This is a genomic window from Pantoea sp. RSPAM1 (assembly GCF_038816185.1).
Classification (GTDB): Bacteria; Pseudomonadota; Gammaproteobacteria; order Enterobacterales; family Enterobacteriaceae; genus Pantoea; species Pantoea ananatis.
The window spans coordinates 3,586,737-3,606,246 of sequence record NZ_CP046137.1 but is presented as its reverse complement, the minus strand read 5'-3'; the positions used below and the strand labels follow the sequence as shown (position 1 = coordinate 3,606,246).

Sequence of the window (19,510 nt, the reverse complement as noted above, 5' to 3'; positions counted from 1 at the left end):
TAAGGGAAATGCGCCTCAGCGGCGCTGAACGTACGTGATAGCCAGTGCTAAAGCCAGCACCAGCCCTTTAATAATGTCCATGGCGTAATAGGGCACGGATAACATCACCAGACCGTTTTGCAGCACGCCAAGAATAACGGCACCCAGTAGCGTACCCAGCGCATTCGGTTTACCTGAACCGGCAAGGGATAAGCCGATCCAGGCCGCAGCGACGGCATCCATCAGATAACCGCCGCCCGCATTCACCTGCGACGATCCAATGCGTGAGGCCAGCAGAATACCGCCCAGCCCCGCTAACAATGAGGCGATAACATAGGCCAGTACGCGATAACGCGTGGTACGAATACCCGAAAGTCTGGCGGCTTCGGGATTACCGCCCAACGCGTACATGCGGCGACCGTGCTTTGTCAGGGATAACGCCAGTTGTGCAACGACCGTGACAACCAACATGATAATGACGATGGTGGGCACCTGGCCCAGCAGGTTAAAGGTTGCCGGAATTGTGCCTTCAGCCATGTCGCCGCTGGGCAACACCATATTTTCCGTAATGGAGCCTCCAAAGCTGTAGGTCATTGCCACGCCCTGAATCACAAACAGGGTGGCGAGTGTTGCCAGCATGTCGGGAATACGCAGCACCACGATCAGGAAGGCGTTGAACAGGCCGACCAGCGTACAAAGGGCCAGCGTAATCGCGATAGCCGCCGTCGTATCAAAGCCGTACCAGACGAATAACGAAATCACCAGGGCGTTTGCCAGTGAGGCGGTCGAACCAACGGAAAGATCAAAGCCGCCCACGGTCAGCGACACGGAGACGCCCACGGCGATAACGGTCACGATGGCGATAGAGCGCAGGATATTGATGATGTTGTTCGGCTCCAGAAAACTGTCGGATGCCAGACCAAAGGCTGCGATCAATATCACTACCGTCAGCAGCATGCCCCACTTGTACAGGAAATCGAACAGTTGATGGCGCAGCGAGGAAGACGCTGCATTCAGGGATAAGTCTTTACTGCTCACGCAGGGGTTCCTCCGGTGGAATAGAGCAAAAGTGTCTCTTCTGTGGCTTGCCGTCCCTCTAACTCCGCCACAATACGTCCATCCCAGAGCACACAAATACGGTCGCATAAGCCGACCAGTTCAGAAAATTCGCCAGAGGCGTAAATAATGCCTTTGCCTTCACTGGCAAGGTTGCTGATCAGCGTGAACAGCTCCGTTTTGGCTTTAACGTCAACGCCTTTCGTGGGTTCATCAAAAATCAGTACGTCGGCGTTGTTGCGTAACCACTTGCCTATCGCCACTTTTTGCTGATTACCGCCTGAGAGACGACGCAACGGCTGCGCCGGGCCTGTCGTACGTACGCTGAGACGACGGATGACCTCCTCTGCCCAGCGCCAGGCCTGACGATGACCAAACAGGCTCCAGCGGGAAAAACTGTCGTCTGCGCTGATACTCAGGTTCATCGCCACCGATTCATCAATGAAAATACCTTCTTTACGACGCTCTTCAGGCACCAGTGCCATGCGCTGTTGCACCGAGTCGTGTGGCGATCGCGGTTTCCAGCGTTTACCGTGCAGTTCACCGTCTGAAACCCGGCTCTTACTGGCACCGAACAGCGCCTTGCAGAGTTCGGTTTTCCCTGCACCGGCCAGACCGGCAATGCCCAGAATCTCGCCTTTGTGCAGGCGCAGCGAGATATCCTGTAGCAGGTGTTCATCATGCAAACCCTCCACCGCCATGAGCACAGGCTGCGGCTGAAAAGGGCGACGCGGGGGATAAATATCGGTTAACGGATGCCCCAGCATTTTTTCAACAATCTGCTCACCGCTTAGCGAAGCCATCGGGGCGCTTTCGATCAGCCGTCCATCGCGCAGCACCGTCAGGCGATCGCAAATGGCTTTCAGCTCGTGGATGCGGTGAGAAATAAATACCACGCCAATGCCGCTGGTCTGCAGGCGACGGACCACGGCGAACAGGCGTTCGCTCTCGTGCTGGTCTAGCGGCGCAGTAGGCTCATCGAGGATCAGAAAGCGGCAGTGATGCGACAGGGCTCTCGCCAGCAGAATTTGCTGCTTCTCCGCCAGCGAGCAGCGCTCTACCGGGCGTTTAACATCTATGCTGGCATCCAGTTGGGCCAGCAGTTGGCGCGCCTGGCGACGAATATCGCCCCAGCGAAAGCCGTGGCCGGGCTCGGCCAACTGATCCAGCAGAATATTTTCGGCGACGCTTAATTGCGGCACCAGCGCCACATCCACCTCCTGCTGTACGAGGTGAATGCCCAACTGTTTCGCGTCTCGCGGGCTGCGAATCGACACCGGTTTACCGTCCAGACGAATCTCGCCGCTGTAGTGACTGTAGGCACCCGACAGCACTGCCATCAGCGTAGACTTACCGGCACCATTGGCCCCGGTCAGAGCATGAACCGAGTGGCCTTCACTCTGAAAATCCACCGACGTTAACGCGGCAAATCCGCCAAAATCGATGGAGATGTTACGCATCTCAAGGCGATTTAGAGCACGCATTGCAGGGATCTCCATTAAAGTCACTGACCACATTTTTTCCTGAAGCATCAGGCACGGCAACAGCCGAAAGCGCATAAGTTAGCACAGAAACTTATTAGCCATCCAGACATCTGGACATAATGGCGGCTAAAGCTGGGTTAGCCCAGTAAGTTGGTGATTTAGCGGCAGGAAGCGGGCTTACTCCAGCGAATTATGCTGCGCAGGCACCAGGAACGCTGTGACGCGTTTTCACTCATCAGGAAAGAATACGCGCGTCAGGATGCCAAAGGCCAACGTGACCCGGGTAATCTTTAAAACGGGGGCAGGGCAGGTTATTTGAATGCGTAGACCTCGGCTAAGTCGGCCAGATCCCAGTTTCCGCCGGTTAACAGCACACAGACTTTCTCATCAGGTTTAAGGCTGACCGAGCCAGCCAGCAGGGCCCCCAGACCAATCGAGGCCGCGGGTTCTGCAATTAATTTTGCATCCCTCGCAAGCACGCGCATGCCCTGAATAATGTGTTCATCGTCCACCAGAATAATATCATCTACATACTTCTCAATAATCGGGTAGGGATTGCGTCCCGGCACGCTGATTCTTAAGCCGTCAGCGATGGTGTTGAGCAGCGGAAGGGAGGTGGGCTGCTGGTTGATCCGGCTTTGATAATATTTCGGCGTCAGGGCAGGCTCAGCCCCAATGACCCTGACAGTGGGGCGGGTTTCTTTGATGGCCGTGGCGACACCGGAAAGAAGCCCGCCACCGCCCAACGGAACGATCACGGTATCGACATCCGGTAAATCATTCAGTATTTCGCAGCCGATCGTGCCCTGACCGGCCATAACCATTGGATCTTCAAAGCCATGCACCACCGCATAGTTGTTTAGCTCGGCAATCTCATAGACTTTTTTCCAGCGTGAAGCGTTGTCGCCATCGAAGAGAATGATCTCAGCACCTAAGGCCCGGGTGTTATCGATTTTAATTTTAGGTGTGGTGACCGGCAGGACCAGAACGACCTTTACGCCCAGCATTCTGGCAGCATAGGACAGGCCCTGCGCATGATTGCCTGACGAACTTGAAATTATGCCGTTGGCAAATGCCTCAACCGGTAAGAAAAGCACCTTATTCAGTGCGCCACGTATTTTAAACGCGCCGGTAATCTGCAACGTCTCTGGCTTGAGATAGAGCTGACAGCCGACCTGTTTTTCGATTTTTTCCGCGCGCAATAACGGCGTATGGCGAATATGCGCGGCAATACGCTGTTGCGCTTCGTGAATATCTTGCAGGGTAGGATACTGACACGTCATGGCGGTTACCTTCGTCTGGACGAAAAATTATTCAAAAAAAGCAAAACGGGTTCCGACGCCTTTTTCGATCGCATTGCGGTAAATTTTACCGGCGGTCGTATTGTCCTGGATGGAGAGTCCCGTGGAGTCAAAAAAGGTAATTTCCGCCTCGTTCTCTCTGCCCGGTTTATTGCCCAGCAAGATTTCACCTATCTCAGCATGAATCGCGTTTTCACCGATGATGTTTCTGTCCAACGCGTGCCAGATTTCCCCTTTTTGTGTGCACTGGGGCAGGGAATCGACCACGACTTTTGCCCGGCTAAAAATCTGCGGATCGAACTCCTGCTTGCCGCGCTGATCGGTGCCGATGGCGATGATATGGGTGCCGGGCTTAATCCAGCTGGCATCAACCAGCGGCCTTTTGCCTCGGGTAGTGGTAATGACAATATCGGCGTGCTCCACCGCGGCCTGACAACTCTCAGCCATAATCACCGGAATGCCAAACTCGCTTTCAATATCCTTTTTAAAGGCGAGTCGGGTGGCAGGCGTTCGGCTCCAGGCATGAATTTGCGCAATCTGCATTACCCTGGCGATGGCTCTGATCTGCATTCTGGCCTGATTGCCGGTGCCAATCATCGCAATGTTTTTGGCGTTGTTTCGCGCCAGCGCTTTTACGGAAACGGCTCCCGATGCGCCGGTTCTCAGGCCGGTAATCAGGCTGCCATCCATGACGCAGCACAGCGCCCCGCTTTGGGCATCAAACAAGATGACCGTTCCCATGCCGCTCGGCAGGCCATGACGAGCAGGATTTTCTGCGAACCCACCCGAGGAGGCCTTCATTGAAATCAGTGCGTTGGTTTTGTAATAGCTGGTTTTAAAGTCTATTTCTCCACGCGGCGCGGGAAGGTGCAGGCCAATATAGTCAGGCTGTTCCACCAGATTGCTGTTATAGGCTTTATAGGCCTCTTCCACAGCGTCAATGACATCGTCAATGCTGATGAGCTGGCTGACTTCCTGTTTGGTGAGCAATAACGTATTCATGCACTTTCCCATCGCTTTGAAGAAAAGACCCAGATGCTGTGATGGCCTGGCCGGAGAAAACTGGACTAACGAACATTATTGCACTGGCGAGACGACGGAAAATTTCAATCTGCCGATGGGATAAACACTTTTTACTGTTTCAGCAGATGGAGACGAAAGCTAATGCTGAGGTAAGCGCGATGACGGGAAAAAACTGAGCGAGGGAGGTAAAAGATAAACCATTAAAAAAGGGTTTATGATGAACATAAACCCTTTATCTTATGAACTTAACCTGTGCCTGTGAGTTACTTCTCAGGCACCACATTCAGCAGGGTGGTAAGCAGTTTCCAGTACAGGCCCACGCTCTCAATGTGTACCTGTTCATCCGGAGAATGCGGGCCCGTAATGGTTGGGCCAATTGAAACCATATCCATGTCAGGGTAAGGCTTTTTGAACAGACCACATTCCAGGCCTGCGTGAATAACCTGAATGTTAGGCGTCTTGTTGAACAGTGCCAGGTAGGTTTCACGGGTCAGTGCCATAATGGGCGAGTCTGCATCTGGCTGCCAGCCAGGGTAGCCGCCTTTCGGCTTCGTTTGCGCGCCTGCCAGCTGGCCCAGTGAAGTTAACATCTGCACAACGTAATCGCGGCCGGTATCGATCAGCGAACGAATCAGGCAGTTAATTTCTGCTTTATCTGCCTCCATCGTGACCACGCCGACGTTCAGAGAGGTTTCAACCACGCCTTTGGCAACGTCAGAGTTACGGATCACGCCGTTTGGCGTGCTGTTCAGCAAATTCAGGAAGCGATCGCGACTCTCTGTCGTCAGCGCATCACCCTGATGGGCAACCGGTTCGCTGACAAACGCAATGTTCTTCTCTTTGACACCATGTTCGTTCTGCACGGCGGCCAGGAAGCTGGCGGCGGCAGATTTCAGGTTATCCACTTTGCTGCTGTCAACAGACACGGTCGCGAAGGCTTCGCGAGGGATCGCGTTGCGCAGCGTACCGCCGGTGAATTCCACCAGGCGAAGATCAAGATCTGCCGCATGCGCAGCCAGGAAACGTGCCAGCAACTTATTGGCATTGCCCAGACCCATATGAATATCCGCACCCGAGTGACCGCCACGCAGTCCTTTCAGAGTGAACTTCAGGGTGTCAAAACCGGCCGGGATAGTTTCACGCGTCAGGGGCAGAGTGGTGATAAAGTCAATGCCGCCAGCACAGCCCATGTAGATCTCACCTTCTTCTTCCGAATCGGTGTTGATCAGAATGTCTGCCTGCAGCCAGCCCGGCTGTAAACCAAATGCGCCATCCATGCCGGTTTCTTCGGTCATGGTCAACAGGACTTCCAGCGGGCCGTGAGTCAGGCTGTTGTCCGCCAGGACGGCGAGGGCTGATGCCATACCAATGCCGTTATCGGCACCCAACGTGGTACCGCGTGCTTTCACCCATTCGCCATCGACATACGGCTGAATAGGATCTTTAGTGAAGTCGTGTACGGTATCGTTGTTTTTCTGCGGCACCATATCAAGGTGAGCCTGCAGCACCACCGGGGTGCGCTTTTCCATCCCCGGGGTGGCAGGTTTACGGATCAGAATATTGCCGACCTGATCGCGCTCACACCAGAAGCCTTGTTCTTTGGCCCAGCCAACGATATAGCTTGCCAGTGCTTCTTCATGAAAAGAAGGATGCGGAATAGAGCAGATCTTAGCGAAAAAATCCCACAGCGGCTGTGGAGAGAGTTGAGACAATTCAGACACGACAAGTCTCCTGTGTCAGTGCGCCGGCCAGGCCGGACATTGCGAAGTTCCAGTGAAAGATCGCCGTTAGTATACCGACGAGATAGGGCGAGAATATCACTGTTTCTCACCCGGTGTGATAGCCAACGCGTTAAAAAGCCGCAACCAGCAGCCAGGTGCTGGTTTTTAGCGCGTCATGTCCTTATAATCTCGCGCAACCTTTTCCCCGTTGCACATTTTTTAAGCCACACTGACTGGCTGGGATACCTATTTATGAGCGAAAAATACGTCGTTACCTGGGACATGCTGCAGATTCATGCCCGTAAACTGGCTCAACGCCTGCTACCTGTTGAACAGTGGAAAGGCATCATTGCAGTCAGCCGCGGCGGTCTGGTACCGGCTTCGCTGCTGGCACGTGAACTGGGTATTCGCTATGTCGATACCGTGTGTATTTCCAGCTACGATCACGATCATCAGCGCGAAATGAAAGTGTTAAAGCGCGCCGAAGGCGATGGCGAAGGCTTTATCGTGATTGACGACCTGGTGGATACCGGCGGTACCGCACAGGCCATTCGCGAGATGTATCCAAAAGCCCGCTTCTGCACCATTTTTGCTAAGCCTGCGGGTCGTGAGCTGGTTGACGATTATATCGTAGATATCCCACAAAACACCTGGATCGAGCAGCCGTGGGACATGGGCGTGGTCTATATTCCGCCGATTGTAAAAAACTGATTGATGTAACACAAACAACGCCCGGTTTTCCGGGCGTTGTGCTTTCTGCGCCTCGCGAGTTGTTTTGCGGTACAGTACACTTATTTACCGCTGTTAATGCTGTCAGAGAGGTAATATGCCTGGCAAAAACCTGAGCGTTGAGCTGTTTAAGCCTCGTTTTAAACACCCCGAAACCTCGACCCTGGTGCGACTGCGTCGCCACGCCACACATGAGGTGCATTCTGCGCTGGATGGGGACAGCCAGCGTGGCTGGTACCGGATGCTGAATAAGCTGATGTGGGCCTGGCGTGGTTTGCCCTCCCGGGAGATTAGCGAGGTGCTGGCGCGAATCGCCATCAGCGATGTTGAGCACACCCATTCGGCGCTGCTGGATACGGTCATCGGTTACCGTAACGGTAACTGGAACTACGAGTGGAGCAGACAGGCGGGCATCTGGCAGCAGCGGGCACTTGACGCGAACACCGACGAACACGATCGGGCTGGTCACGACTGGTTACATGCGTCGCATCTCTACAGCGTGGCGGCGTATCCTTATATCAAAGGCGATGAGCTGGCAGATCAGGCGCAGACGCTGGCCAGCCGCGCTTATGAAGAGGCAACCCAACGGCTACCCGGCGAGCTTAAAACGCTCACCTTTCCGATTCAGGGCGGCAGCCCGGTAAGCGGCTTTTTGCATATGCCGTCCGGCGTGGACGCGCCTTATCCTACCGTCATGTTTTGCGGCGCGCTGGATTCGCTACAAACCGATCATTATCGTCTGTTCCATGACTATCTGGCACCGCGTGGTATTGCCATGCTCACGCTGGATATGCCTTCCGTGGGTAATTCGATGAAGTGGAAGCTCAGCCAGGATACCAGCTTTCTGCATCAGCAGGTTCTGCGTGACCTGACCTCTGTCCCCTGGATCGATCACACACGCGTTGCCGCGTTGGGCTTTCGCTTTGGTGCCAATGTTGCGGTCCGTCTGGCCTATCTCGAATCACAGCGGCTTAAAGCCGTGGCCTGTCTGGGACCGATCGTACACAGTCTGCTGACGCAGGCTCCTCTGCAGAACAAAGTGCCGGATATGTACATGGATATGCTGGCCAGCCGACTCGGCATGACGGGCACCACGGACAGCGCATTGCGTGCAGAACTGCTTAGCTACTCCCTGAAAAATCAGGGCTTGCTGGGCCGCAGAACCTCAACGCCAATGTTGTCCGCCTACTGGACAAACGATCTCTTCAGCCCGGAAGAGGAGAGCAAATTGATCACCAGCTCCTCGTCGCAGGGTAAAGCCTTGTTAATTCCGGTAAAACCGGTAATCGCCAGTTTTGATAAGGCACTTAATGAAATCAGCGACTGGCTGGCACAATGTTTGCAAAGATAGCTGGCAAAATTTGCCGTGTTTGCTACAACTACTAGCTGGAATCCTTCGGATCGTCGAAAGACAGAGCAGCATGGCTGCTACGGTTCGGAATATAAAGCCTGTCCTTATGGAGAATTAGCATGACGTTACCGAGTGGCCATCCCCGCAGTCGCCTGCTTAAACGCTTCACGGAACTGGGTCCTTACATCCGCGATGGAAAATGTAGTGAAAACCGTTTTTTCTTCGACTGCCTGGCTGCCTGCGTGAATGTAAAACCTGCGCCCGAACTGCGTGAGTTCTGGGGCTGGTGGATGGAGTTGGAAGCGCACGCCGATCACTTTACCTACGTTTATCACATTGGTCTGTTTGACAAAGAAGGCGACTGGTCTGTCGCTACGATCAAGGGCAAAGATAACAACGCCCGCGTGGAAGAAACGCTGCGTAATTTCCATGGCCGTTTAAAAGAGACGCTGAAAGAGTTTGAACTGGATCTGGTGCCTGCCAGTGATTTTGATGAAAAACCGGTAAAACTCAGCGCCTGAAACCCGCCCCTGCGGGGGCGGGTTTGATGGGCCGCCCGGGAAAACCAGCCTGACGTATAAGCGCGCCAGAAAGCAGACAGCACAGCATGGCTGTAGACAAAAGGAAAGGGCGAGTTTTGCAACCCGCCCTTTTAATAGACACATTCACATTGAGGGTAAAGCACTAAGCCTCTCCATAGCGCGGGCCGTCATTCCCTCGACAGTCCCTCTCGCCAGGCAAGACTCAGATTCATCAGAACTGGTAAGTCAGGCCAACGGCAACAACGTCATCGTTGTTAAGCGCCAGCTTGTTGTCTTTATCCAGTTGGTTAATTTTGTAATCCACAAACGTCGACATGTTTTTGTTGAAATAGTAGGTTGCGCCCACGTCGATATATTTAACCAGGTCTTCGTTGCCGATACCGTTTTCGATATCTTTGCCTTTGGTCTGCACGTAGCCAATGGATGGACGCAGGCCGAAGTCAAACTGATACTGCGCAACCAGTTCCAGGTTTTCAGCTTTGTTGGCAGAGCCTGAAACGGAGCCACCAGCAACGCGGTTGGTTCCACTGATTGGCGTCATATTGCGCGTTTCGGTGTAAATCGCTGCCAGATAAACACTGTTGGCGTCGTATTTCAGACCGGTGCCCCAAGAGGTGGCTTTATCGCCGTGACCATATGCGCCTGCCTGCTGGGCATTGGTACGGTCAGAAGAGGTAATTGCACCGAGTACGCTCACGCCTGAATCAGCAATGGTATAACCCAGTGATGCGCCATAGCCGTCGCCATTCTGACGACTTGTATCGATGGCGTTATTAGAGCCTAAACCACGGGTGTTCGCGCTCTTGTCATCATTTTTACCCTGATACTGCAGTGCAAACTTCAGACCATCCACCAGACCAAAGAAGTTGGTGTTGCGGTAGGTCGCTACGCCAGTGGCGCGCTGGGCCATAAAGTTATCTGTAATCGCGGTACCATTACCACCAAATTCCGGGAAGACGTCAGTCAGAGATTCAACGTCATACAGCACGCCGTAGTTACGACCGTAGTCGAAAGAGCCGTACTGAGAGAATTTCAGACCGGCAAAGCCCAGACGGGTTTTGTTGCCGTTGTTAGCATCACCGCCTTCAGAGTTATTTGCCTTGTACTCATATTCCCACTGGCCGTAGCCGGTCATCATATCGTTAATCTGTGTCTGGCCTTTAAAACCAATACGCACATAGGATTTGTCGCCATTTTGACTGGCGGCATCGCTCATGTAATGCTCGGCTTTAACCTTGCCGTAGAAATCCAGCTTGTTACCATCTTTGTTATAAACTTCAGCGGCCTGTGCAGCAGAGGTGAGCGCCAGCGCAGAGACGACGATTGCCAGTGTACTTTTCTTCATTTGCTATCAATCCCAATGAGTAAAAATTTTTTGTCCTCAACGCCTTCCTGTTACAGGCATGGCTGCCTTTATTCTCCGGATGCTCAGTGAACAGGCCGGGGGGCATTCAGTTGCCGCCTTGTTACAACAAGAAAACTTTTGAGGCATCAATGAAAAAGTTTGTAAAACACGGACTTTTTACCGATCAACGATGAAGTTTTTATGACAATTTTGATGTTTTGTTGTTAATGGGGAACTTTTGGTCTATTCAGCGCTCCGCGAAATTTGCAGTTTTTCCCTTACTGGCTGTTGGCTTCCCTCACTGCACCTGTTAAAAAGTCGGTTCACAGAAATTTTTTACGGCAGGACAACATGAGTGGCAGTCAGACCCTTGTGGTCAAATTGGGTACCAGCGTTCTTACCGGCGGTTCGCGTCGGTTAAACAGAGCGCACATGGTGGAATTAGTGCGTCAGTGCGCGCAACAGCACGCCGCCGGCCATCGTATTGTGATTGTGACCTCCGGTGCGATGGCGGCCGGTCGTGAGCATCTGGGGTACCCCGAACTGCCGCCTACCATCGCCTCAAAGCAGCTGTTAGCGGCGGTGGGGCAAAGTCGTCTTATTCAACTGTGGGAACAGCTGTTTTCCATCTACGGCATTCATATCGGTCAGATGTTATTGACTCGCGCCGATATGGAGGATCGTGAACGCTTTCTTAATGCGCGCGATACTTTGCGTGCCTTGCTGGATAACCACATCGTGCCCGTCATCAATGAAAATGACGCGGTTGCCACCGCTGAAATCAAAGTGGGTGACAATGACAACCTGTCTGCGCTGGCGGCCATGCTGGGTGGGGCAGACAAGCTGCTCTTGCTGACCGACCAGCCGGGGCTGTTTACTGCCGATCCGCGTAATAACCCAGAGGCGGAATTAATCAGCGATGTGCACATTATTGATGATGCGTTGCGCGCCCTGGCGGGCGGCAGCGTGTCCGGACTGGGAACGGGCGGAATGTCGACCAAACTGCAGGCCGCAGACGTTGCCTGCCGCGCGGGTATCGACGTGATTATTGCTGCAGGCAGCCGAAGCGGCGTCATTAGTGATGTGATTGAGGGCAAGCCGGTGGGCACCCTGTTTCATGCGCAGCAAACGCCGCTCGAAAACCGCAAACGCTGGATTTTTGGTGCCCCGCCAGCTGGCGAAATTACCGTGGACGACGGCGCGCTTGCCGCCATTATCGAGCGCGGCAGCTCACTGCTGCCAAAAGGTATCCGCGAGATTCAGGGCAATTTCTCCCGTGGAGAAGTCATCCGTATCCGCAGCCTGCAGGGGCGCGATATCGCCCACGGCGTTTCGCGCTATAACAGCGACGCGATGCGCATGATTGCAGGGCATCATAGTCAACAGATAAGCGAAATTCTGGGCTATGAGTACGGGCCGGTTGCGGTACATCGAGACGATATGATCGTCAGCTAAGGAACAAATATGCTTGAAGAAATGGGAAAGGCGGCGCGTGCCGCGGCCTGGGCGATGGCGGATCTCACCGCAGCCGAAAAAAATCAGGTTTTGCTCACGATTGCTGACCGACTTGAAGCAGAAAGTGAGATTATTTTAACGGCGAATGAGCAGGATCTGGCCGAGGCGCGACAGAACGGTATGAGCGCCGCGCTGCTCGATCGTCTGACCTTAACGCCGGCGCGCCTCAGCGCGATTGCCAACGATGTCCGCCAGGTCTGCCAGTTAGCCGATCCGGTCGGGCAGGTGATCGATGGCGGCCAGCTGGACAGCGGGCTGCGCATTGAGCGCCGTCGCGTCCCGCTGGGCGTGGTGGGGGTTATTTATGAAGCGCGTCCAAACGTTACCGTGGACGTCGCCAGTCTGTGTCTGAAAACTGGCAACGCCGCGATTCTGCGCGGCGGGAAAGAGACATGGCGCACCAATGCGGCTACGGTGCGGGTGATTCAGAACGCACTTCAGCAGCACGGTTTGCCATCGGCGGCCATTCAGGCGATTGAGAACCCGGATCGTGAACTGGTTAATCAACTGCTAAAACTGGATCGGTATGTGGATATGCTGATCCCGCGCGGTGGGGCCGGCCTGCATAAGCTCTGCCGGGAAAACTCCACTATTCCGGTGATCACCGGTGGAATCGGGGTTTGCCATATTTATATCGATGACACCATGGACGTTGCCCCTGCACTGGACATCATCGTCAATGCCAAAAAACAGCGTCCGAGCGCCTGTAATTCGCTGGAAACGCTATTGATTGACGCCGGGATTGCCGATCGTTTTCTACCGGCTTTTACTGCGCGCATGGCGGAAGAAAATATCCCCTTACATGCTGATGCCAATGTTCTGACGCGGCTGCAACAGGGGCCTGCCAGCGTAACGGCCGTGAAAGAGGGCGACTATGATGATGAGTGGCTGTCGCTCGACCTGAACGTGAAACTGGTCGCTGATATGGATGAGGCGATTGCGCATATCCGCATGCATGGCACCCAACATTCCGACGCTATCCTGACGCGTAGCACCGGGAATGCGGCCCGCTTTGTGAAGCAGGTGGACTCTTCTGCGGTGTACGTCAACGCCAGTACACGTTTTACCGACGGCGCACAGTTCGGTCTGGGCGCAGAAGTTGCCGTCAGTACGCAAAAATTGCACGCCCGCGGCCCTATGGGGCTTGAAGCGCTGACCACCTACAAATGGATTGCCTGGGGTGATGATACCCTGCGTGCATAACTGCATTTTTTAAAATAAAACGGGGGCCTGTTCAGGCTCCCGTTTTTTTTATGTTGCGTTTTCCGCGCCACGCAATGGTAGAGTCTTGCGTTTTTTGATGCGTTTATAAGCCGTCAAAATGATATCGATCGACCCGGACGATTCAGCAACCTGGCCTTTTTTTACAAAAAATGACTGAAAAGTGAGGCTGCACGCGGCTTGCCGACGCATTCTGTGGTTCGCTGTGCGGTGACAGAGTGACAAATATTCAGAAATGCTAAGTCATGCCGTTAGGTAGTAAACTGACGGTAATATAAAATGAACTGGTAGCAAAAATGCAAAGAACATTCAGCGCCTCTTTCAGGGTCAATTATTAACTAATGGTTAAAAAAGAAAGTACCAGACAAGCTTTCACCGCCAGGCTGATTGCAGCCTGCGAAAGTGCAGGCATTACTGGACACGGACGCAACAAACAGGTCGCCTGTGCGTTACAACGTCAGGGTTGCAAGATTTCAGCACCGGGCGTTTGGAAATGGTTCAACGCGCAGTCCGTACCCGATAATGGCAATTTACTCGCGCTCAGCCAGTTACTGGGCGTCAGGGTTGAGTGGCTGCAACACGGTATGGATCAGCCTCCGGAATCGTTTCCCCTTCACGCATTTCCCGGCCCAAAAAACACCTTTCGCGTGAACAGTTTTGATTTAGGGCAAAAGTCAGCAGTAGGCGATGATTTTGTCGAAATCATTCAGGCCATTGAATACGATCAGGATGAGGCCCGGGTCCTGTTCAGCGGCCGTCCTGCCGACCATATCCGGCTCATTGCCATAAACAGCGATGCCATGTCCGACACCTTTGCCCCGCGCGATCAGCTGTTTGTTGACATAAGCGTTCAGCATTTTGACGGAGACGGTATCTACATCTTTATGTTGGATGAGCAGCTTTATCTCAAACGTCTGCAGCTGCAACACAAAAGAATTGCCGTTATATCGGACAATAAACGTTACGAAACCTGGTATCTCGACAGAGACGATGTCGGAAGTTTAAACGTTCTGGCCAAAGTCATTATGAGTCAGGCCCGGCAGTATCATATTCTGGGATAGGCTATCCAACAGGCCTGCCCGCCTAAGCGGCAAAAAAATAATCGGCCTAAATTCAAAAAGTTAACTATTAGTTAAAAATAAATTAACTGATGGTGTTTGATAAAGCATAAGAACCTGTTAATAATTTGAGCATGGATGAAACAACGTGTTATTTCACGGATGAAACGCTCTTAAACAATTGAGGCGCTGCACAAGCGCGAATCAAACCCCCCAAAAGCTAATGAGCTTTGGGATGGGGTGGATGCGCCTACTGCAGCGTCGTCAGATGCCGCCTGTTTCCTTTTGCCGACTCTTCCACCTGACTGATTATTCAGCCGGGAGGTGCGTCTGCGAACAGCATTCAGCGACATTCGAGCCTGTTCTTCAGACCTAAAATACTCGCCTGCCACCCTATCGCCAAAGACTCATTCACAGGAGGAGTTATGGCGATAATTCACTATGGCAAAAGCGTTTTCATCGGCAACGCGCGTACCCGCCGTCATCAGCGGCGTCAACCTCTTAACCATCTCAAACAAAGCATCGACGATGCGCTTAACTACCCACCCGAACCACGACCTTTGCGACGCGCTGAACAAATTTGTCAGCGGCAGGTGACTTCTGTGGTTGACCGCGCGGTAAACGCCCCCCAGCGGAGAAGCAAAGAGATTTCAGGTTTTGATAATTGCTGTCTGCCCCATGTTCACCTTTACGCGGTTCGCTGAACGCGGCGACCGTCACCGATCCACTGCCTGTCGCAGGCCGCGCCATCCTCCCTTTCTGTGCCCGGTTTTTAGGCCAAAACGTTAGTGCTATTGCATTTTTGACCGCATCTGCCGCTGTGTTTAACGCTGGAACTAATCAGTTTGTTTTATGTTTTTCCCCTGGGAGATGGGCTGCCTGCATCGTCACTGAGGAGTTTTTATGAGCCAGATTATTGCAATACTGAATTTTGAAGAAGGTTACGCCGAAATGCCCTATCTCGATTCACTGGGGTTTCCTACGGTTGCCGGAGGTATTCGTATCGGACCAAAAGGGGCGTCATTGAGTAACTATGTGCTACGGGTGCCGCGCCGGGTAGGCGATGTGTGGAAACAGTGCATTCTGGAAAACAAAATTACGGATATGCAAAGTCGCGATCCTCTCAAGCAGGCGCTGGCAAAGTGCAATGACGCACGAACCGATGTGTTGATGAGCATGGCATACCAACTGGGCGTTGACGGGGTTTTGCAGTTTAAAAATATGCTCAGTGCCATCACGCGCGAGCATTTTACGGAGGCGGGTGATGCCATGCTCAACAGTCTCTGGGCCCGGCAAACCCCCGGGCGCGTCAGGCGCCATGCTGAAGTCATGCGTAGCGGTAACTATGACATCTACCGGGGGCTGCTATGAGAGGGTTATTTTTCATCATTGCCGTACTGACCGTCATCATTATTTTGCTGCTAATGCAGCGTTTCACCACGCTGCAGTTTGTTTCTCACGCCAAATTGTTATTTAAAACCTGGTCTGTATGGCTGGCCTCGCTGGGGTCAATGCTCAGCGCCTGGGTTCAGTCATTTCCGTCGTCTGCGCTGAATGCGTGGCAAACGCTGCCTGACGATGTAAAGAGCATCCTTCCCCACAATTACCTTGGTCTTATCGGCGCCTTTATGGTGGCGATGGGCGTCATTGCGCAGTTTGTTCGCCAGAAAAACCTGCTGAGTGAAAAGCGCCAGAGCAAAGAGGAGACATCATGACGTTTATTTCTCTGTTTACCAGCGGCTGGCACGGGCTGGCGGCGATGGGTGCACTGATCATCGCCGTCGTTGCCAGCTACGTCGGAGGTAAGAAAATCGGCAAGGTGCAACAGCAAGCCCGGTCAGAAGCCGACAGCGCCAGGCAAGAGGCAAATCGCATGGCGAATGTTACTCATCAACAGCAACGCAATAGTGAGGAGGCGAAGCGTGTGGCGACTGATAACCTCAATCTTGATGACGCTGCTGCTCGCGACAAGCTGCAGCAGTCCAAATATCACCAACCCTGAGCACATCATTTATCGCGATTCAGCCTGCATTCTCTTTTCTCCCATCTATACCCATGGCGATGACGCCAATAAGGCCGACATTCGCACCGTGCGTGCTATCAATGCTCATAACGATCTGTGGGATGTTCTGTGTAGTAATCCCCATGGTTGAAATTCATTAATTACATGATTTATAAACAATTATCCTGAGGAGGATACCATGATTGAAGTCAACTCATTCGCTGAGCTGCGGACTACCGTGCCTTCAAAACCAGGTGAAATTGCCGTCCTGAAACGCTACTACGATAAAGACTCCAGCTTTCGAGGCGGCGGGGACTTTGTGGGGTTCACTGGTACCACTGTTTTAAAGGATGATGGGGGTACGGTAGCCATCGGTAACGGCTTTTACTGGAAGCGTTCTATTAACGATCCGCGAGAGGTGAATATCCTGCATTTTGGCGCCAGGGGTGATGGCGTCACGGATGATACCGATGCCTTTAAACGCATTCTCGGCTGGTCACAGACCTTCAGCCAGAATATGAAAGGGTTACCGGTGCGTTTTCCCGGTGGACGTTTCCTGATTACGCCCATGGATCTGAGCAATGCAGAAATCCCGTTCTTTGGCCTGGCTGGAGACGATCTGGCGCTGGGTTCTCTGCCGGGCACGACCATCGTGTCTGATAAAAGCGCGAATACCCTGTTTAAGGTCAAAGCGCGGCGCGTCACCATTCGCGGCATTACCTGGGATGGGCAGGCCACGGCGGATACGGTCACCAACACGGCAACGATCACCGCTGAAATGTGCAGTAATATCCAGCCCTTTTTTGAAAATACCTGTATGGAAGGTCAAATCGTTAATATCAGCTGTTTTCGCGGGCAGCGCAGCGGTGGAACTATCTTTAAGCTGCAGGACACGCTCGACAGTAAGTTTGAGCAAATCTATACAAATACGACCTACTCGCGCGTATTCGATATCGGCTGGTCAGGTTCCCCCAAAGGCGTCTGGGATCACTCTACGGCCGTTGAGTTATGCAATGCGAATTTCCAGACGGGCTATGGTGATGCCACGCTGTATATGCCACGTATGACGCAGGCGATCATGCGTAACATCTGGATTGAACATACGCGCAATCCCGGCGATCTGTCTGATGGGGGCTGGACCATCGATACGCTCAACGTCGAAAACTGCAGTACCCCTTTAATACTGAACAACGCCCGGGTGGTAATGCGTCATATTAACCTGCAGTCAGGTTCAAAGCTCAGCCAGGACCTGGTGGCAGGCAAGTGGCTTTCTACCTTCGAGTACGGCTATCGACGTGACGAGAACTACGGCACTTTCATGAGCGGTTCGCTGCGGGCCGGATACTTCAGTGGCTATAAGGTGGTGAACAATACGGAGACGGATAACTGGTATCGTCTTGGGCAGGTGTTTTTTCCGGCGCCCAATCAACAGTGGGTCATTGAGTTGATCGGTAAAGCAGATAACACCACGCCTTCAGGTACGGCAGGCTCGCCCGTCAATATGCCAGGCACGGGCAAGACCTGGATCAACCTGCAGCGGCTGGATACGGTCTGGGCAGATGCCTGCCATATGGGGCAGCCTGCGGTGATGGACATTCGCTATAACCGTGTGGGAACCACCTATGCCGGTATCTGGGTTAAGCTGCGAGCCAACAGTGGTGAAACCATGTTTAACCTGAAAACCACCGGTCCGACGCGCTTTGATACCGGGTCATGTTCACTGTTTCAGAGTGACCTTTCCCTGGTGGATGACGTATCGAAAGTGGGTACGCTTAAGCCTGCTGCGCGCTTTGGGTTACACAATGGCGTCGCGGGCGTGGGCGCGAATGAAAAAGGCGTGGTAACCCTGGCCACGGCGGCGGGGTCGCCGACCAATAAAACAACGCCGACGGGTTTTGTGCTCATCAATATTAACGGTACCGATCGTAAAGTCGCTTATTACGATTAACGTTGGCAATCCCGGGCGAGGCTTCGGCCTCGCTTTTTTGCTTTAAGCGCAATAGCTGTCTCTTTCGTCGCTCTTGGATTTGACTGGGATATGAATACCTGCGGATATATTCGTGCAACGCATTGATGCCCGTCTTGGTTATTTAAACGATTGTTAAACGACGTCAGCTAATCTTACGGGAGCGCTAACAAAAAGCGCACTACTTGACAAAAAATTTTGCAATTTAATACTAAAAATTATTCTTCCATTAAATCTTCGCAAGAAACCATCCATTCTTGCAACACAAGGAACACGTTGTATGGTGGCTGCCATCATTATTGGTATTTTTATTATTAGCGTAATCTATGCACACTCGCGCGGTGTAGAAAAACAAAAGTTCTCGCGTCAGTTGTTTGATCACTCGACCTTTATGGCACCTGTTAATATGTTCATGACAGGTTTTTCAAGATTGCCAGCGAAACAGCCCTACTTTTCGACAGAGGAATTTCCAGAGCTTCGCGAGTTGACCGATAACTGGCAGGTCATTCGCGAAGAGGCGATACGTCTGCAGGATCATATCAAGGCGGCCAAAAGCCATAATGATGCAGGGTTTAATACCTTTTTTAAGCGTGGCTGGAAACGGTTTTACCTTAAATGGTATAGCGACGCACATCCGTCTGCCCAGCAGCTCTGCCCGGTCACCACGGCTCTGGTCAGTAAAATCCCTTCAGTGAAAGCGGCGATGTTTGCAGAGCTACCGGCGGGCAGCCATTTAGGTAAACATCGCGACCCCTATGCGGGATCGGTGCGCTATCACCTCGGCCTTGTAACGCCTAACGATGACCGCTGCTTTATTGAGGTGGATCGACAACGTCACAGCTGGCGCGACGGGCAGGCGGTTATTTTTGACGAAACCTACGTGCACTGGGCACAGAATGAAAGTGAGCAAACGCGTATCATTTTATTCTGCGATATTGAGCGTCCTATGAAGTGGCGCTGGGCACAGGCCATTAATCACTGGGTAGGCAGTACCCTGATGTCGGCAGCAGCCTCACCCAATGACGAAAATGACAAAACGGGTTTCATCAACCGCATTTTTAAATACGTCAATGCGATTCGCGATGCCGGACAAAATTTAAAAAAACGGAACAGGACAGTTTATTACTGGGTTAAGCACTTCTCGATTGTACTGATATTCCTTGCGATCATCGTGCCGAGTATCGTGATGTAGAAAGGGAATGACAGCCAGAACAGCA

18 protein-coding genes are annotated in these 19,510 nt (G+C 52.8%); 12 read left to right on the top strand and 6 right to left on the bottom strand.

Going from position 1 to position 19,510, the window contains the following annotated elements; translation table 11 throughout:
• Window positions 1–15 precede the first annotated feature (15 nt).
• The 5 genes from GKC68_RS17520 to pepD all read right to left on the bottom strand — a co-directional run bounded on the left by GKC68_RS17520 (window position 16) and on the right by pepD (window position 6,564).
• Window positions 16–1,017 (bottom strand): ABC transporter permease, encoded by a 1,002-nt coding sequence (locus GKC68_RS17520; RefSeq protein WP_013024774.1) that lies wholly within the window; start codon window positions 1,015–1,017, stop codon window positions 16–18.
• Complete coding sequence (locus GKC68_RS17515) at window positions 1,014–2,519, bottom strand: sugar ABC transporter ATP-binding protein (protein ID WP_311092780.1); 1,506 nt, start codon at window positions 2,517–2,519, stop codon at window positions 1,014–1,016. Before GKC68_RS17515 ends, GKC68_RS17520 begins: the two co-directional genes overlap by 4 nt.
• A 311-nt stretch (window positions 2,520–2,830) precedes the next feature.
• Entirely contained in the window at window positions 2,831–3,802 is a 972-nt protein-coding gene (locus tag GKC68_RS17510) for a threonine/serine dehydratase (RefSeq protein ID WP_342656370.1), read from the bottom strand.
• Between the two features lie 27 nt (window positions 3,803–3,829).
• A complete protein-coding gene (locus tag GKC68_RS17505; RefSeq protein ID WP_342656369.1) occupies window positions 3,830–4,822 on the bottom strand; it encodes an ornithine cyclodeaminase family protein in 993 nt (330 codons plus the stop codon).
• Window positions 4,823–5,106: 284 nt separating this feature from the next.
• Complete coding sequence (pepD, locus tag GKC68_RS17500; protein ID WP_058705616.1) at window positions 5,107–6,564, bottom strand: beta-Ala-His dipeptidase; 1,458 nt, start codon at window positions 6,562–6,564, stop codon at window positions 5,107–5,109.
• Between the two features lie 252 nt (window positions 6,565–6,816).
• On the opposite strand from pepD, the gene gpt reads away from it, so the two are divergent.
• From gpt to crl, 3 genes are all read left to right on the top strand, one after another.
• A complete protein-coding gene (gene gpt, locus GKC68_RS17495; RefSeq protein WP_028724071.1) occupies window positions 6,817–7,275 on the top strand; it encodes a xanthine phosphoribosyltransferase in 459 nt (152 codons plus the stop codon).
• Between the two features lie 115 nt (window positions 7,276–7,390).
• Complete coding sequence (frsA, locus tag GKC68_RS17490) at window positions 7,391–8,644, top strand: esterase FrsA (protein WP_311092783.1); 1,254 nt, start codon at window positions 7,391–7,393, stop codon at window positions 8,642–8,644.
• Between the two features lie 119 nt (window positions 8,645–8,763).
• The gene (gene crl, locus GKC68_RS17485; RefSeq protein WP_028724069.1) at window positions 8,764–9,165 is read left to right on the top strand and encodes a sigma factor-binding protein Crl; all 402 of its coding nucleotides are present in this window, start codon (window positions 8,764–8,766) and stop codon (window positions 9,163–9,165) included.
• Between the two features lie 232 nt (window positions 9,166–9,397).
• Here the strand turns inward: crl and ompC are convergent, their stop codons facing one another.
• Entirely contained in the window at window positions 9,398–10,531 is a 1,134-nt protein-coding gene (gene ompC, locus GKC68_RS17480) for a porin OmpC (protein WP_047713985.1), read from the bottom strand.
• A gap of 351 nt (window positions 10,532–10,882) precedes the next feature.
• Here ompC and proB point away from each other — a divergent pair, with 351 nt between their 5' ends.
• The 9 genes from proB (at window position 10,883) to lpxO (ending at window position 19,485) form a co-directional block, all read left to right on the top strand.
• On the top strand, window positions 10,883–11,986 hold the full coding sequence (gene proB / locus GKC68_RS17475; protein WP_028724067.1) for a glutamate 5-kinase: 1,104 nt from the start codon (window positions 10,883–10,885) through the stop codon (window positions 11,984–11,986).
• Window positions 11,987–11,995: 9 nt separating this feature from the next.
• The gene (gene proA, locus GKC68_RS17470) at window positions 11,996–13,249 is read left to right on the top strand and encodes a glutamate-5-semialdehyde dehydrogenase (RefSeq protein WP_028724066.1); all 1,254 of its coding nucleotides are present in this window, start codon (window positions 11,996–11,998) and stop codon (window positions 13,247–13,249) included.
• Between the two features lie 359 nt (window positions 13,250–13,608).
• Window positions 13,609–14,328, top strand: a complete 720-nt coding sequence (locus tag GKC68_RS17465; RefSeq protein WP_342656368.1) for a S24 family peptidase — start codon at window positions 13,609–13,611, stop codon at window positions 14,326–14,328.
• A 422-nt stretch (window positions 14,329–14,750) separates the two neighbouring features.
• Entirely contained in the window at window positions 14,751–15,029 is a 279-nt protein-coding gene (locus GKC68_RS17460; RefSeq protein ID WP_028724064.1) for a hypothetical protein, read from the top strand.
• Window positions 15,030–15,228: 199 nt separating this feature from the next.
• Window positions 15,229–15,696 carry a lysozyme gene (locus GKC68_RS17455; protein ID WP_047713990.1) on the top strand — a complete coding sequence of 156 codons (468 nt, stop codon included), beginning with the start codon at window positions 15,229–15,231 and terminating at the stop codon, window positions 15,694–15,696.
• Window positions 15,693–16,040: a hypothetical protein gene (locus tag GKC68_RS17450; protein ID WP_028724062.1), complete on the top strand. Its 348-nt coding sequence runs from the start codon at window positions 15,693–15,695 to the stop codon at window positions 16,038–16,040. The genes GKC68_RS17455 and GKC68_RS17450 overlap by 4 nt, the downstream gene beginning before the upstream one ends.
• Complete coding sequence (locus GKC68_RS17445) at window positions 16,037–16,327, top strand: hypothetical protein (RefSeq protein ID WP_028724061.1); 291 nt, start codon at window positions 16,037–16,039, stop codon at window positions 16,325–16,327. The genes GKC68_RS17450 and GKC68_RS17445 overlap by 4 nt, the downstream gene beginning before the upstream one ends.
• Before the next feature lie 199 nt (window positions 16,328–16,526).
• Window positions 16,527–18,275: a glycosyl hydrolase family 28-related protein gene (locus GKC68_RS17440; protein WP_028724060.1), complete on the top strand. Its 1,749-nt coding sequence runs from the start codon at window positions 16,527–16,529 to the stop codon at window positions 18,273–18,275.
• A gap of 298 nt (window positions 18,276–18,573) precedes the next feature.
• Window positions 18,574–19,485 (top strand): lipid A hydroxylase LpxO, encoded by a 912-nt coding sequence (gene lpxO, locus GKC68_RS17435; protein WP_028724059.1) that lies wholly within the window; start codon window positions 18,574–18,576, stop codon window positions 19,483–19,485.
• The last annotated feature ends 25 nt before the right edge of the window (window positions 19,486–19,510 follow it).